Here is a 15,539-nt window from a genome sequence, read left to right as displayed (position 1 = left end):
CAGCGGTACGGCGAGGCCTGAGGGCATGACCGACCACAGCAGGCGCCGGCAGAGCCCAGCGGTGCGCGGGGCGGCCTTCAGCCAGCTTTCGCGAGTCCGCAGCTGGCCGTCAGCTGAACTGGTATGCCTGTTGCTTATGACACTCATGCCAGTGGATAGCACGTTCCGACAGGGAAGTCGGCCATCTGGCCAGCTTAGCCGTGACTAAGAGGAATGAATGATCATGGAGTTCAACAAGGCAATGCTCGATTGCATGCAGTCCCTGCGGCGCCGCTTGCGGGACGAGCAGCAGCTCGATATTCGTCTGAGTCAGCCCGACGCAATCACCGCAATGCTTACCGCCTGCCTTTGCTCGAATGATGAGCGGACACGCGAACTGGGCAGGCAACTGGCGACCTACAGCGACACGCCGACACCTGTCCTGAACAGACCTTCTACATCCGAGCCCCTGGTCATCCCTGCTGCGTCGGTACGCATCTACCGTGGCCAGAGAGTCATGGCCTGACGGCTCAATTGACCAACCACTGCCCTGCGCAACGGGCGAGTTGTCCGGTAAGTTCGGCCAGCAGCTCGCCGCCATTGCGCCAGTGATGCCAATAGAGCGGAACGTCGATGGGCTCTGCCGGGAACACATCCACAAGGGCGCCTCTGGCGAGTTCATCTCGAACCTGCAGCTCGGGCACCATTCCCCATCCAAGACCGCTCACCAGCAGGCGCACAAAACCCTCCGATGAGGGGCACAGGTGATGGCTGAACGCTCCCTTCAGGCCAAGCGATGCCAGATAGCGATGCTGGAGCTGATCATCCGGACCAAAGACAATCCCTGGCGCGGTCAACAGAGCTGTGGCTGATGCCCCGGGCCGCAAGTGCCGCTCGATAAAGTCTGGGCTGGCGAGCGCGCGATAGCGCATCCCTCCAAGAAATTCGCTGCGTGCGCCAGCCAGGGGCCGTTCCACCGCGCACACGCATGCTGCCACCTCCCCCGCCCGCATCCGCCTGAGTCCCACATCCTGGTCTTCCAGTACGTGATCGAGGACTACGCCATGCCGGGTACAGAAGGGAGCCACGACGTCGGCCCACCAGGTGGCGAGGCTGTCCGAGTTGAGCGCGATGCGCAGTCGCTCCGGTAGCCGATTCTCATCCAGCTCCGGCACCTGCCCTTGCAGGTCCCGCTCCAGCAGACGCACTTGCTGGACATGATTGAGCAGGCGGCGGCCGACTTCGGTTGGCTGCGGTGGCGCAGCACGCAACAGCACCGGCTGGCCCAGTCGCGCTTCGAGCAACTTGATGCGCTGGGATACAGCCGACTGCGACAGCCCCAGCGACTGGGCCGCACGATCGAAGCCAGCCTGTTCAACCACCGCCGCCAAAGCGGCCAGCAGCTTGTAGTCAAACATCAGTTTTCCTTATAAGGCATTACCATATTTCGTTTTTCTTATAGCGAGCGAGCGCCGAGACTGCGAGCAATTTCGCAGCAACAGGCAGAGCGCCATGTGGCAGAGCTATTTCAACGGCTTGCTGGTGACAGCGGGACTGATCATCGCAATCGGAGCACAAAACGCATTCGTGCTGGCGCAGAGCCTGCGTCGCGAGCACCACATTCCGGTCGCTGCGCTGTGCATCCTCTGTGACATCCTGCTGGTCAGCATGGGCGTCTTCGGCCTGGCTGCGGTCTTGGCAGAGAATCCTGTCCTGTTGCAGATCACTCGCTGGGGAGGCGTTGGCTTCCTGCTGTTCTACGGCGCCATCGCGCTGCGTCGCGCAGCCCGACCGCAGGCGCTGCGCGAACAAGCGAACGGCGGCGCACGCTCCCTGCGCAGCGTGTTGCTTGCTGCGCTGGCGGTGACCTTGCTCAATCCGCATGTCTATCTCGATACGGTTCTCCTGATCGGCTCGCTTGGGGCGCAACAGCCCGAGCCAGGCGCATACACGCTGGGGGCGGCAAGCGCATCGACGATCTGGTTTCTGATTCTCGCCCTGGGCGGCGCCTGGCTCGCCCCGTGGCTGGCGCGCCCTCTGACATGGCGGCTCATCGACCTGGGCGTGGCCGGCATGATGTTCGCGGTCGCCGTGCAGCTCATCGTCACCGCCTGAGGAACGCGACGCTCGGCACGAGGTCCACGCAAAGGGTTCAAACACCCGCCGGCATCTGATCGTCCCCGATAAGGACGCTCTGGCACCGGCTTTCCCACACAGTTGCCGCGTGGTTTTGCCACAGGGTGGGTGCTATGATCCTTGATCTGCAGGCATGGAGCGGAACGCTTCAGCCTGCACCCTGGCCGCCCGTGAACGGCCAACAGATTGCGCAAGCATGCAGCGAGCGACCGGAAAGACAGGCGTATACGGACGACATAAGCAGTTCCCCGTTACGCGAAGCGCTGATCATCAGCGCAACTGCTACCAAGCTGGCCGCATCAATCCTCGACACCTGAGCAGGAGATACACCATGGCTTTCGAATTGCCCCCGCTTCCGTTTGAAAAGAATGCCCTCGAGCCGCACATTTCCGCCGAGACCTTCGAGTATCACCATGGCAAGCATCACCAGGCCTACGTGACCAACCTGAACAACCTGATCCCGGGCACCGAGTTCGAAGGCAAGGATCTGGAAACCATCATCAAGACCTCGTCCGGTGGCATTTTCAACAACGCCGCGCAGGTCTGGAACCACACCTTTTTCTGGAACTGCATGGCTCCGAATGCCGGTGGCGAGCCGACTGGCGCCCTGGCTGACGCAATCAACGCAGCGTTCGGCTCCTTCGACAAGTTCAAGGAAGAATTCACCAAGACCGCAATCGGCACCTTCGGCTCCGGCTGGGCCTGGCTGGTGAAGAAGTCCGACGGCAGCGTCGGCCTGGCCAGCACTATTGGTGCCGGCAACCCGATGACCGCTGGCGACAAGCCGCTGCTGACTTGCGACGTCTGGGAACACGCCTACTACATCGACTACCGCAATGCGCGTCCGAAGTTTGTCGAAGCATTCTGGAACGTCGTGAACTGGGACTTCGTTGCGAAGAACTTCGCCTAAGTCATCAGGCGAGCCCATGGCAGCCGGCTAGCCCGGCCCCATGAAGCAGCACCCAAATGCCCGCATCCTGGTGATGCGGGCATTTTTCGTTCTGGTGCCGGATGCCTCAAACAAGTGCAGCGGGTGGCAACCACAGCCAGGCGAGCACCAAAGCGAAGCAGCGACTAATATGCCGCCCTGCCCAGCCGGCCGTCTGCGCTATCCTGAAACAGCGTGGCCCGGTAATTCCTGACTGCTTGGCCAGCTTTTTGCTTCTGCATCGCCACGAACTTCAGCGGAAACCCGTCATGTCCGACTCGCCCACAGCCCGCCTGCATTTGCGCGGCATAACCAAGCGCTATCCTGGCTGCCTGGCCAACAACCGCGTTGATCTTTCCATAAAGCCCGGTGAGATCCATGCACTGCTCGGCGAAAACGGCGCAGGCAAGAGCACGCTGATGAAGATCATCTACGGCGTGACCCAACCGGACGCCGGAGACATCATCTGGCAGGGCGAGCCGGTCGTCATGCGTGACCCCGCCCAGGCCCGCGAGCGTGGCATCGGTATGGTCTTTCAACACTTCTCGCTGTTCGAAACCCTCAGCGTGGCGGAAAACATTGCCCTGGCGCTCGGCGCAGCAGCCGGGACGCCCAAACAGCTCGAACCCCGGATCCGTGAAGTGTCCAAGCGCTACGGCATGCCGCTGGAACCGCATCGACTGGTACATAGCCTGTCGATCGGCGAGCGCCAGCGCGTCGAGATCATTCGCTGCCTGATGCAGGACATCAAACTGCTGATCCTCGACGAACCCACATCCGTCCTGACACCGCAGGAAGCCGAGGACCTGTTCGTCACGCTGCGCCGACTTGCCAGCGAGGGTTGCAGCATCCTGTTCATCAGCCACAAGCTCAACGAGGTGCGTGCGCTCTGTGAAAGCGCCACCGTGCTGCGCGGCGGCAAGGTTTCCGGTAGCTGCGTTCCAGCCGAATGCTCGGATCTGGAACTGGCGCGCCTGATGGTCGGCGATGCCGAAGGGCTGGAGGCCGAGTATCCCAAGGTCGAAGGGCGAACCCCCTTTCTTCGAGTCGAGCGCCTGTCATGGCATAACAGCGACCCCTTCGGGGTCTCGCTCAAGGAGGTCGACCTCGAAGTCCGCGCAGGCGAAATCGTTGGCATCGCTGGCGTTGCGGGCAACGGGCAGGACGAGTTGCTTGCGTTGCTCAGCGGTGAACAGGCCCTGCCCAACAAGCGCGGTGACACCATCCGCTTTCTTGGCGACGCTGTTGGCCAGTTGCGCCCGGACGCCAGGCGTCGGCATGGCATGGCGTTCGTACCGGCCGAACGACTGGGGCATGGCGCCGTGCCGAGCATGAGCCTTGCGGACAACGCCCTGCTTACCGGATTTCAACAGACCGGCATGCTCGGTAGCGGCATGATCCGGCGCAGCAGGGTCAACGCGTTTGCCGAACGCATCATCCAGCGCTTCGCAGTCAAGACACCAAGCGCCGAGACAGCCGCCGCTAGCCTGTCGGGTGGCAATCTGCAGAAGTTCATCCTTGGCCGCGAAATCCTGCAGCAACCCAAGCTGCTGATTGCCGCGCATCCAACCTGGGGAGTCGACGTCGGCGCTGCCGCGGCCATTCACCGGGCGCTGATCGAACTGCGCGACGCCGGTGCCGCAATACTGGTGATATCCGAAGATCTCGAAGAACTGTTCCAGATCAGCGATCGCATCGCCGCGCTGAGTGACGGCAAGCTGTCTCCGCAGTACACCACCGCGAGCAGCACGCCTGCGGAAGTCGGCCGCTGGATGGCCGGCCAGTTCGACACCCGCAACCGCACCGCTTCGACCTCTGCCGCCTGACGAGAAACCCATTCATGCTGTTATCACTCGAACCGCGCGGTCAGCAATCGCGCGCGATGCTCTGGTTCTCCCCGTTGCTGGCCGCCCTGCTGACACTTCTGAGCGGCGCGCTGCTGTTTGCCCTGCTCGGCCATCCTCCGCTGGAAACCCTGCGGATCCTGCTGATCGACCCCCTCAGCGACCTCTATGGGATTTCCGAACTGCTGGTCAAGGCGCTGCCGATCATGTTGTGTGCCCTCGGCCTTGCCGTCGTCTACAACGCGCGCATCTGGAACATCGGCGCCGAAGGCCAGCTGCTTATCGGTGCCCTGGCAGGCAGCGCGGTGGCGGTGAACATCATCGAGTGGGAGAGCCAGTGGGCGCTGGTCATCACCCTGATCGCCGGCACGCTTGGCGGCGCGGCCTGGGCCGGGCTCTGCGCCTGGTTGAAGACCGCCTTCAATGCCAACGAAATCCTTACCAGCATCATGCTCAACTACATCGCACTCAACCTGCTGCTGTTCTCCGTGCATGGGCCGCTCAAGGACCCAGAGGGCTTCAACTTCCCCGAGTCAGCCATGTTTGGCGATGCCACGCGTCTGCCTCAGATCGTCGAAGACCTGCGCGTCCACGGCGGCCTGTACTTTGCGCTGCTGGCCCTGGTCGTCGTCTGGGTGCTGCTGCAAAAGAGCTTTCTGGGCTTCCAGATCAAGGTGCTGGGGCTGGATAAGCGCGCGGCAGGGTTCGTCGGCTTTCGCGACAAGTGGCTGACCTGGATCGCGCTGTTGATCAGTGGCGCACTGGCCGGCCTGGCAGGGGTTGCCGAAGTCACCGGGCCGATTGGCCAACTGGTGCCGCAGGTATCGCCGGGCTACGGCTATGCCGCCATCACCGTGGCGTTTCTCGGTCGGCTGCACCCGCTGGGCATCGTCTCTGCCAGCCTCTTGATGGCATTGCTCTACCTGGGCGGCGAAAACGCGCAGATGGCTGCGAACCTGCCGCAATCCATCACCCAACTGTTCCAGGGCATGGTGCTGTTCTTTCTACTGGCTTGCGATGTGCTGATCCTTTATCGGCCGCGACTGGCGCTACGCCTGAAGAATAAAGCCGGGAGCCTGAAGCAAGCGGTGCAGCCATGAAAGCTGCCGCGATTACCAAACGCCTGAACCATCAGCCTCGTCCAAAGGGCTGCAAACCTGCGGTTCTCGGCTTTTCTTCCAGCTTCCAGCTTCTGGCTTTCAGCTAAGGATCCCCATGGACATCGACCTGCTGACAAACATCTTCTACGCCATGATCCGCACCGGCACGCCCCTGTTGCTGGTCGCGCTGGGCGAGTTGGTATGCGAGAAGAGCGGCGTACTCAACCTTGGCCAGGAGGGCATGATGCTGTTCGGCGCGGTGATCGGTTTCATGGTCGCCTTCTCCACTGGCAATCTGTGGCTCGGCGTATTGCTCGCCTGTCTCGCGGGCGTGCTGCTGTCACTGCTGTTCGCCCTGGTGGCGCTTGGCTTCAGTGCCAATCAGGTCGCTACCGGGCTGGCTCTGACGATCTTTGGCGTCGGCCTTTCCTCGTTTGTAGGCGCCTCCTGGGTCGGCAAGCCCCTGGCAGGCTTCGAGCCTGTCGCCATTCCGCTTTTGAGCGATATTCCGCTGATCGGTCGCATGCTGTTTGCCCAGGATCTGCTGGTGTACCTGTCGTTCGGCCTGTTCTTTCTGGTCGCCTGGGTGCTGCTCAAAAGCCGGATCGGCCTGATCATCCAGGCGGTAGGCGAGAACCCCAACGCGGCGAGCGCCATGGGCCTGCCGGTGCTACGGGTCCGCACGCTCGCAGTCATGTTCGGTGGCGCCATGGCTGGACTGGCCGGCGGTTACATGTCGTTGGCCTATACCCCCATGTGGGCTGAAAACATGACCGCCGGGCGCGGCTGGATTGCGCTGGCCCTGGTGGTGTTTGCCAGTTGGAGGGTCAGTCGAGTGCTGCTCGGCGCGTACCTGTTCGGCCTCGCCAGCATTCTGCATCTGGTTGCGCAGGGCATAGGCCTGGCGATCCCCGGCAATCTGCTGGCGATGCTGCCTTATGTCGCGACCATCCTGGTGCTGGTACTGCTGTCACGCGATGCGATCCGCACCCGGCTTTACGCTCCGGTTTCCCTGGGCCAGCCCTGGCAGCCGGGGCATTGAGCGGCTTGAACCGAGTTCCAGCACGATCATGACCCGAGCAGCCGCAGGCTCACCCCGGCGTGAACACGCAGGACGGTTTGAGCCAAGCGATATCTACCGGGCCCGTTGTGGCAGCGTCCACCAACACGTCGCGCCTGCGCGATAGTAGGCGCAGGTTCAGCTATCCTCCCAGTCCGACTTCCATGGGAGAACGATCCACATGCCCAAAACAGTATTGATCATCGGTGCGTCCCGCGGACTGGGATTAGGCCTGGCCAGACAGTTCAGTTCCGAAGGCTGGCAGGTCATCGCCACCGTTCGTGATCCGAGCCGGGCAAGCGAGCTCAAAGCCGCCGGAGCAAGAGTCGAGGCGCTGGATATCACCGATAGCAAAAGCGTCGAGGCGCTTGCTGCACAGCTGTCCGATACCGTGCTGGACGTCCTGTACATCAACGCAGGCATTTCCGGGTCCCGTCAGCTATCGCCGGACAATGCCAGCGATGATGAGATAGCGCAGCTGTTTGTCACCAATGCCGTCGCCCCCGTCCGTCTCGCCAAGCGGATGCTATCGCTGGTAAATCCCGATTCGGGCGTGATCACTTTCATGAGCTCGGTCATGGGCAGTGTCGAGACCGGCGCGGGAATGGGTATGCCGCTGTATGGAGCAAGCAAAGCCGCGCTGAATCACCTGACCCGCGGCTTCGTGGCCGAGCTGGGGGATGGGACAGGCGTGGGTGTGATTTCCATGCACCCTGGTTGGGTCAGGACGGACATGGGTGGCGACGAAGCGCCTCTTGATGTCGAAACCAGCTGCCGCGGCATGGTCGCACAGGTCACGAATGCGCTGGGTCAGGGAGGACATCGCTACATCGACTACCAGGGCCATCCCCTGCCCTGGTAGGCCCTGAAAACAACGATGCGGGTGGCAACCTCAGTTACCCCCGCATCGGGATCCTGCTTCGCTGCGCTGATCTCAACTCCGTCAGGCCTTCGGCAGTGTCACACCGCGCTGCCCCTGATACTTGCCGCCACGATCGCGATAGGAGGTTTCGCACTCCTCGTCCGATTCCAAGAACAGCATCTGCGCCACGCCTTCGTTGGCATAGATCTTTGCCGGCAACGTCGTGGTGTTGGAAAACTCCAGGGTCACGTGCCCTTCCCACTCGGGCTCCAGCGGCGTGACGTTAACGATGATGCCGCAGCGGGCATAGGTGCTCTTGCCCAGGCAGATGGTCAGCACGTTGCGCGGGATGCGGAAATATTCGACGGTACGCGCCAGAGCGAACGAGTTCGGCGGGATGATGCAGACATCGCTCTTGATGTCTACGAAGCTCTTCTCGTCAAAGTTTTTCGGGTCGACGATCGCCGAATTGATGTTGGTGAAGATCTTGAATTCATCGGCACAGCGCACATCATAGCCATAGCTGGAGACGCCATAGGAGATCAGGCGCTCGCTGCCCTCGCCGCGCATCTGGCGCTCGACATAGGGCTCGATCATGCCGTGCTCCTGGGCCATCCGGCGTATCCACTTGTCCGATTTGATGCTCATGGCGGGCGTCCTGATTTGGCTGGTGGGCGGGTAGATAAAGGTGTGCATCTTACCGAGCCCATGGGGCTGGTTCAAAGGTTGAGCACCGAGACCACGCGCCGCATCTCTGGCACTTCGAACGGAAACTGAAAATAATCCTCGCAATGTGTCAGAAATGGAGTATCTTTCATTGGCTGCTGCTGCATGTGTCACCGTGAATCGCTACATGTTTAGATTTCGATCCGATCATTGCTACGACTCCTTTAACTCCTTGCACACAGTCACCGTTCGGGGTATTTGCCCGTTCAAATCACATCTACATTGTTCAAGGAGACATTCAAATGTCCAATCGCCAAACCGGTACCGTTAAGTGGTTCAACGATGAAAAAGGCTTCGGCTTCATCACTCCGCAATCCGGTGACGACCTCTTCGTACACTTCCGCGCCATCCAGGGCGACGGTTTCAAGAGCCTGAAAGAAGGCCAGCAAGTTTCCTTCGTCGCTACCCGCGGCCAGAAGGGCATGCAAGCTGAGGAAGTTCAGGTTATCTAACCTGAAGCTTCACTGCTGAAAAAGCCCCGCCTCGGCGGGGCTTTTTTGTGCCTGCGATTCGTCCAACAGCCAGGCAGCAGGCGGCGCCAGGGCGCCGCCTGCTACCGCATCAGTCGTCAGATACGGAAATGTTAGGCATCGACTGAGCGATGATCTGTCCGCTCTGGGATATCCGTGCCCCCACGCTGCGCGCCATCTGTTGGTAGATCATGGCGATCTGGCTTTCCGGGTCGGCGATGGCAGTCGGCTTGCCTGCGTCGGCCTGGCTGCGGATTGCCATCGACAGCGGCAACGACGCCAGCAGCTCGACGTTGTATTGCGACGCCAGCTTCTCGCCGCCGCCTTCGCCAAACAGATGCTCGGCATGTCCGCAGTTCGAGCAGATGTGGATGGCCATGTTTTCCACGACGCCCAGCACCGGAATGTTGACCTTGCGGAACATCTCGACGCCTTTCTTTGCATCCAGCAGCGCCAGATCCTGCGGAGTGGTGACGATGACAGCTCCGACCACAGGCACCTTCTGCGCCAGGGTCAGCTGGATATCACCTGTGCCCGGCGGCATGTCTACGACGAGATAGTCCAGATCATTCCACGCAGTCTGCGTGATCAGCTGCAGCAGTGCGCCGGAAACCATCGGCCCGCGCCAGACCATCGGCGTCTTGTCGTCGGCCAGAAACGCCATCGACATGACCTGCACGCCGTGGGCTTCCAGCGGAATGAACGCCTTGTTGTCGCGGATTTCCGGGCGGGTGCCTTCGGGAATCCCGAACATGATGCCCTGGCTCGGCCCGTAGATATCCGCGTCAAGCACACCCACGCGAGCGCCTTCGCGCGCCAGCGCCAGCGCCAGGTTGGCCGCGGTAGTGGATTTGCCAACGCCACCCTTGCCGGAAGCGACGGCGATGACATTCTTGACGTTGCTCAGCGCCTCGACCTGATCCTGCGCCTTGTGCGAGCGGATCACGCAATCGACCTGCACGTCGGCCCGGCTTACACCTTCGAGCCCTTCGATGGCCATCGCCAACATCTGCGCCCAGCCACTGCGAAACAGCCCGGCGGCGTAGCCCAGCTCGATCTGCACGCTGACGCGATCGCCCTGGACATCGATGGAACGCACGCAACCGGCAGTGACCGGATCCTGGTTCAGGTTAGGGTCGGTGTACTGACGGAGTACGGCTTCCACAGCTTCGCGTGTGACGGTCATGATTTCTCCTAAAAACCGAGTGGAACATGGGGGGATGGTAACAGCAGAGTTGGGTTTCAAGATTCAGACAGTACAAAACGAGTGGAGTCCGACAGCGATTCGCTGCAACCACGTCCAGCCAGCGCACAGGGCAACGGCGTGTGGACAAGACCAGGCCGTTTCCCGCTTACGGCTTCAAGCTTGAGGCTGCTTCCCTTATAGTGACCAGCTCACTTCGCAACCCCGACTGCAGATTCCCCCATGTCCGAAGCTCGTCAGATCCTCGTTACCAGTGCCCTGCCCTACGCCAACGGTTCGATCCACCTTGGCCATATGCTCGAGTACATCCAGACGGACATGTGGGTGCGGTTCCAGAAGCTGCGCGGCAACCAGTGCATCTATGTCTGCGCCGACGACGCCCATGGCTCTGCCATCATGCTGCGCGCCGAAAAGCAAGGCATCACGCCCGAGCAGCTGATCGCCAACGTGCAGGCCGAACACAGCGCCGACTTCGCTGACTTCCTGGTGGACTTCGACAATTTCCACTCGACCCACTCGGAAGAAAACCGCGAGCTATCGAGCCTGATCTACACCAAGCTGCGCGACGCCGGCCACATTGCCACGCGCTCGGTCACGCAATATTTCGATCCCGACAAAGGCATGTTCCTCGCCGACCGCTTCATCAAGGGCACTTGCCCGAAGTGCGCAGCCGAAGACCAGTACGGCGACAACTGCGAAAAGTGCGGCGCTACCTACGAGCCCACCGAGCTGAAGAACCCGCGCTCGGCCATTTCCGGCGCCACGCCGGTGCTGCGTGACTCCAAGCACTTCTTCTTCAAGCTGCCCGACTTCGAGGCAATGCTCAAGGAATGGACCCGCAGCGGCAGCCTGCAGGACTCGGTCGCCAACAAGATTGCCGAATGGCTCGACGGCGGCCTGCACGAGTGGGACATCTCCCGCGATGCGCCCTACTTTGGCTTCGAGATCCCGGGCGAGCCCGGCAAGTATTTCTACGTCTGGCTGGATGCGCCCATCGGCTACATGGCCAGCTTCAAGAACCTCTGCGCCCGCCGCCCGGAGCTGGATTTCGATACCTTCTGGAAGAAAGACTCCAGTGCCGAGCTGTATCACTTCATCGGCAAGGACATCATCAACTTCCACACCCTGTTCTGGCCCGCCATGCTCGAAGGCGCCGGCTACCGCAAGCCCACCGCCGTCGCGGTGCACGGCTACCTGACGGTCAACGGGCAGAAGATGTCCAAGTCGCGCGGCACCTTTATCAAGGCGCGCACCTACCTCGAACACCTGAATCCCGAGTACCTGCGCTACTACTACGCGGCCAAGCTCGGGCGTGGCGTGGACGACCTGGACCTGAACCTCGAAGACTTCGTGCAGAAGGTCAACTCCGACCTCGTCGGCAAGGTCGTCAACATCGCCAGCCGTTGCGCCGGGTTCATCCACAAGGGCAACGGCGGCCTGATGGTCGACCGTAACGCCGCGCCGGCACTGACCGATGCCTTCCAGGCCGCCGCACCGTCCATCGCCGAGGCCTATGAGACCCGCGACTTCGCCCGTGCGATGCGCGAAATCATGGCCCTGGCCGACCGCGCCAATGCCTGGATCGCCGACAAGGCCCCCTGGGCACTGAACAAACAGGATGGCATGCAGGATGAAGTGCAGGCGATCTGCGCCACCGGCATCAACCTGTTCCGCCAGCTGGTGATCTTCCTCAAGCCGGTACTGCCAAACCTGGCCGCCGACGCCGAGCGCTTCCTGAACGTCGAGCCGCTAGGCTGGACCGACCTGCAAACGCTGCTCACCAACCATCAGCTGAACGCTTTCACTCCGCTATTGACCCGTATCGAGCCTGCCAAAATCGAAGCCATGATCGAATCATCCAAGGAAGACCTCGCCTCCACCGAAACCGCCGCCCAGCCGAGCGGCAATGGAGAGCTGACCAAAGAGCCCATCGCTGCCGAAATCGCCTTCGACGCCTTTGCCGCCGTGGACCTGCGTATCGCCCTGATTGAGAAGTGCGAGTTCGTGGAAGGCGCCGACAAGCTGCTGCGCCTGACCCTCGACATCGGCGACGCCAAGCGCAACGTGTTCTCCGGCATCAAGAGCGCCTACCCGGACCCAAGCAAACTGGAAGGCCGTCTTACCCTGTACGTCGCTAACCTGGCCGCGCGCAAGATGAAGTTCGGCGTCTCCGAAGGCATGGTGCTGGCCGCCGGCCCTGGCGGCGAAGAGATCTACCTGCTGAGCCCAGATAGCGGCGCCAAGCCCGGTCAACGCGTGAAGTAACAATGTGATCCGAGAAGCCCGGCGCAATGCCGGGCTTTTCTTTTCAAGGCCCCAACGCTCCACCGCATTGAGCGCTGCCGCTGCCGGGAGGCGGTTATGACTGATTCGCCTGATACCAATAAATGTCCGATCTGCGGCGAGCCCAACCAGTGCGGCTTGGCCAACCCAGCCACTGCCACACGGCCCTGCTGGTGCTTCAGCGTTGAGATAGCGCCCGAAGCCCGCGAACAGGTTCCTGACGACGCGCTAAACAAGGCCTGCATCTGCCCCCGCTGCGCCCGCGGCGAGCCTCCCGCCAAACCCTGATGCGCCTCGACCGTTTCCTCGCCAATCTGCCCCACTGCAGCCACAGACAAGCGCGTCTGCTGCTGGCGTCAGGTCGTGCTGCGGTGAATGGAAAGACGGTTTGCGACGGCACCCACGACGTTCGCATCTTCGATCGTGTCGAGCTGGACGGCGAGGTACTGCAAGCCGGCAAGCCCGCGCGCTTCTTTATGCTCAACAAACCCGCCGGCTGCGTCAGCGCCACCGCCGACCCGCAACACCCCACGGTGCTGGATCTGCTGAACGAACCAGACAGGGACGAACTGCACATCGCCGGCCGGCTGGACTTCAATACCACCGGGCTGATAATCATCACCAACGACGGCCTCTGGTCCCGCCGCCTGACCCAACCGGAAAGCCTGTTGGGTAAAACCTATCTTGTAGAGACCGAAGACCCGATCGACCCAATCTGCGTCAACCGCTTCGCCAGAGGCCTCTACTTTCGCTTCGAGAACCTCACCACCCTGCCTGCAGAACTCGAACTGCTCGGTTCGCACCAGGCCCGGCTGACCCTGCATGAAGGCCGCTATCATCAGGTCAAACGCATGTTTGGCCACTTCAATAACAAGGTCACTGGGCTTCACCGCGAACGCATGGGTCCGCTGCTGCTCGACCCCACCCTCGCCCCCGGCCAGTACCGCAGCCTGACGCCCACAGAGATTGACCAGGTCTGAAACACATTCTTCAACCTAAACGCCGCACCCGCTTCTCCTCCCCCCGCCCTTCTGGTAAAAAGGCTGCCTACGCGGGCGTCGTATAATGGCATTACCTGAGCTTCCCAAGCTCATGACGAGGGTTCGATTCCCTTCGCCCGCTCCAGATTAGAAAAGCCCTGCAATTGCGGGGCTTTTTTGGTTTAGGGTTTGGATTGTTTCGGATGGGGTTGCTGGCGGAATTGTGAAAATAAATTACCATCTCTTCGAAGAATAATGGAGCCAGGCCTGCTGCCCAAGCGCGTCGAGGATTTGGTGAGGCATCACGAAATATTGTGGATTTTGAGTGGTGTCCGTTAGTAGGTAGATCGGTGGCAACGTGAAGAACCATAGCCCTTGGTTTATTAAAACAATGAACAATCCAACCTTCTGCAATACCGCGCCACCTGTACTAGCAGAACAGCCACCACACCTTATCGTAATAGTCAGCTAATAATTGAGAAGAGCATGAATATATCAGAGATTTCCTGGGGTGACGATAGCGCCGAGCTGGATCCAAATTTATCTCAATACTTTGTATCTAGCGCAGCCTATACTCGTCTTTTGACAGCCACAAAGAGCTTGGTTATTGGACGGAAAGGTGCTGGCAAAAGCGCACTGCGCACCAGCTTAGAAGATCACTTCAAGAAGCAGCCAAACAGCCACATCATCAATATCTCCCCATCATATGGCGCGGTTAACGCGATCATGAAGAATACTGAAATACAATCTCAGTTTGGGACCGAAATATTCTTTGAACATACATGGTTGCGCCAAATATTATTAGATGCCCTTTGCACAATAGGAAATAGTACCAAGGGGCGCTACGCCAAGAACAGCGAGCAATTCGCGCGTGACATTAGCATTCAGATGAACCGGACCACTTTGGATTTCCTCGAAAACATCACTGAAGTGCTGGGAAAGCTCAAATTTCATGTAGGCGAGCTGGGTGAATACGGAGCAATAATCGAGAAAAACTTAAGAGACATTGCGGACGCCGACTCGCTAGAGCATCACGTTGTAGAACTAGCAAAATCAGGCGCAAAAATGTACGTGTTCATAGACGATGTTGCTTTAGGATGGGACAACAGCACAACATCTAATAACTTTCTGCTGGGACTTCTCAAAGCCTCCCTTTATTTGAAGGGCCTATCGAAAAACATACATTGCTTTATTTTCTTACGGGCTGACGTCTACTCAATCCTGATGAGCGGAACCCAGCACTCTGACAAATACCGAAACGTTGAACGTATTCGCTGGAGTAAAGAGACACTGAAGGAAATGCTTGAAAAGCGCATTAACCACAACAGACAGGAACAAGGTTTTCCCCCGTTGGAAAAAGCTTTTGACTCAGTATTCCCGTCGACCGTCGGGACGACATACACCGACAATTGGCTGGTGGAAAGAACTCTTTCTAGGCCGCGCGAACTTCTGCAGCTGGCAAGATTTTACACAGAGGCTCTGACTACTACAGCTCCAAACTCTGAGACGCTTAAAGAAGTGGAAGAAGAGTACTCTGAATGGAAACTCCAAGACCTATGTACTGAATATTCAAATCAGTACCCTGGACTTGGCACATTATTTCAGATCTGGGTTGAAAATTACACTCGAACAAAATACACGTTAACTCGTGAAGAGCTAGATGAACGAGCACAAAAAATATTTAGCGAAGCCAGAAGTAATCACAAATGGTTCCAGAACCTTGTGAAAAAAAAGGACGCAACCGCTTTCATAGAAATCCTTTATCAGATTGGCTTTATTGGCGCTTACATACAAGGAGGGGATGGCGGAACCTCGGTTCAGTACTCGACAGAATCCCCCAATATTCCGAGTTTTTCTAAAGTCCAGGTTCACCCTTGCTTTAGGAAAGCAGTGAGAACAGTCGAGCGCATCCGGGAGAGGTAGAACATGTAAACAAAAGGACACAGTTTCATTTAATAACCCTGATT

Annotated in this window: 15 protein-coding genes and 1 tRNA gene; 13 read left to right on the top strand and 3 right to left on the bottom strand. The window is 59.6% G+C overall.

The window, feature by feature from the left end; genetic code table 11:
* Window positions 1-223 precede the first annotated feature (223 nt).
* Window positions 224-505: a hypothetical protein gene (locus tag AC4LFW_RS02555; RefSeq protein ID WP_491817528.1), complete on the top strand. Its 282-nt coding sequence runs from the start codon at window positions 224-226 to the stop codon at window positions 503-505.
* Window positions 506-509: 4 nt separating this feature from the next.
* Here AC4LFW_RS02555 and AC4LFW_RS02550 read toward each other — a convergent pair whose 3' ends face one another.
* A complete protein-coding gene (locus AC4LFW_RS02550) occupies window positions 510-1,397 on the bottom strand; it encodes a LysR family transcriptional regulator ArgP (protein WP_491817526.1) in 888 nt (295 codons plus the stop codon).
* Window positions 1,398-1,491: 94 nt separating this feature from the next.
* Here AC4LFW_RS02550 and AC4LFW_RS02545 point away from each other — a divergent pair, with 94 nt between their 5' ends.
* The 6 genes from AC4LFW_RS02545 to AC4LFW_RS02520 all read left to right on the top strand — a co-directional run bounded on the left by AC4LFW_RS02545 (window position 1,492) and on the right by AC4LFW_RS02520 (window position 7,909).
* On the top strand, window positions 1,492-2,094 hold the full coding sequence (locus tag AC4LFW_RS02545; RefSeq protein ID WP_491817525.1) for a LysE/ArgO family amino acid transporter: 603 nt from the start codon (window positions 1,492-1,494) through the stop codon (window positions 2,092-2,094).
* Window positions 2,095-2,446: 352 nt separating this feature from the next.
* Window positions 2,447-3,025 (top strand): superoxide dismutase, encoded by a 579-nt coding sequence (locus tag AC4LFW_RS02540; protein ID WP_491817523.1) that lies wholly within the window; start codon window positions 2,447-2,449, stop codon window positions 3,023-3,025.
* Between the two features lie 287 nt (window positions 3,026-3,312).
* Window positions 3,313-4,869, top strand: a complete 1,557-nt coding sequence (locus AC4LFW_RS02535; protein ID WP_491817521.1) for an ABC transporter ATP-binding protein — start codon at window positions 3,313-3,315, stop codon at window positions 4,867-4,869.
* Between the two features lie 14 nt (window positions 4,870-4,883).
* A complete protein-coding gene (locus AC4LFW_RS02530; protein ID WP_491817519.1) occupies window positions 4,884-5,987 on the top strand; it encodes an ABC transporter permease in 1,104 nt (367 codons plus the stop codon).
* Window positions 5,988-6,102: 115 nt separating this feature from the next.
* The gene (locus AC4LFW_RS02525) at window positions 6,103-7,029 is read left to right on the top strand and encodes an ABC transporter permease (protein WP_491817517.1); all 927 of its coding nucleotides are present in this window, start codon (window positions 6,103-6,105) and stop codon (window positions 7,027-7,029) included.
* Window positions 7,030-7,228: 199 nt separating this feature from the next.
* Complete coding sequence (locus AC4LFW_RS02520; RefSeq protein ID WP_491817515.1) at window positions 7,229-7,909, top strand: SDR family oxidoreductase; 681 nt, start codon at window positions 7,229-7,231, stop codon at window positions 7,907-7,909.
* 81 nt (window positions 7,910-7,990) lie between these two features.
* On the opposite strand, the gene dcd is transcribed toward AC4LFW_RS02520, so the two are convergent.
* Window positions 7,991-8,557, bottom strand: a complete 567-nt coding sequence (dcd, locus tag AC4LFW_RS02515) for a dCTP deaminase (protein ID WP_045161043.1) — start codon at window positions 8,555-8,557, stop codon at window positions 7,991-7,993.
* A 320-nt stretch (window positions 8,558-8,877) separates the two neighbouring features.
* On the opposite strand from dcd, the gene AC4LFW_RS02510 reads away from it, so the two are divergent.
* Window positions 8,878-9,087, top strand: a complete 210-nt coding sequence (locus AC4LFW_RS02510; protein WP_003282211.1) for a cold-shock protein — start codon at window positions 8,878-8,880, stop codon at window positions 9,085-9,087.
* A gap of 109 nt (window positions 9,088-9,196) precedes the next feature.
* Here AC4LFW_RS02510 and apbC read toward each other — a convergent pair whose 3' ends face one another.
* Entirely contained in the window at window positions 9,197-10,291 is a 1,095-nt protein-coding gene (apbC, locus tag AC4LFW_RS02505) for an iron-sulfur cluster carrier protein ApbC (RefSeq protein ID WP_491817513.1), read from the bottom strand.
* 240 nt (window positions 10,292-10,531) lie between these two features.
* On the opposite strand from apbC, the gene metG reads away from it, so the two are divergent.
* From metG to AC4LFW_RS02480, 5 genes are all read left to right on the top strand, one after another.
* Complete coding sequence (metG, locus tag AC4LFW_RS02500; RefSeq protein ID WP_491817511.1) at window positions 10,532-12,574, top strand: methionine--tRNA ligase; 2,043 nt, start codon at window positions 10,532-10,534, stop codon at window positions 12,572-12,574.
* Between the two features lie 96 nt (window positions 12,575-12,670).
* On the top strand, window positions 12,671-12,880 hold the full coding sequence (locus AC4LFW_RS02495) for a cysteine-rich CWC family protein (protein WP_491817509.1): 210 nt from the start codon (window positions 12,671-12,673) through the stop codon (window positions 12,878-12,880).
* The gene (locus AC4LFW_RS02490; protein WP_491817507.1) at window positions 12,880-13,572 is read left to right on the top strand and encodes a pseudouridine synthase; all 693 of its coding nucleotides are present in this window, start codon (window positions 12,880-12,882) and stop codon (window positions 13,570-13,572) included. Before AC4LFW_RS02495 ends, AC4LFW_RS02490 begins: the two co-directional genes overlap by 1 nt.
* Before the next feature lie 71 nt (window positions 13,573-13,643).
* Window positions 13,644-13,717: transfer RNA gene (locus AC4LFW_RS02485), tRNA-Gly, on the top strand.
* Window positions 13,718-14,058: 341 nt separating this feature from the next.
* Window positions 14,059-15,495 (top strand): P-loop ATPase, Sll1717 family, encoded by a 1,437-nt coding sequence (locus AC4LFW_RS02480; protein WP_491817505.1) that lies wholly within the window; start codon window positions 14,059-14,061, stop codon window positions 15,493-15,495.
* Window positions 15,496-15,539 lie beyond the last annotated feature (44 nt).

This window comes from Stutzerimonas sp. C6.4V (genome assembly GCF_058536345.1).
Note: the sequence above shows the minus strand (reverse complement) of the source record. Positions and strands in the feature narration are given on the sequence as shown.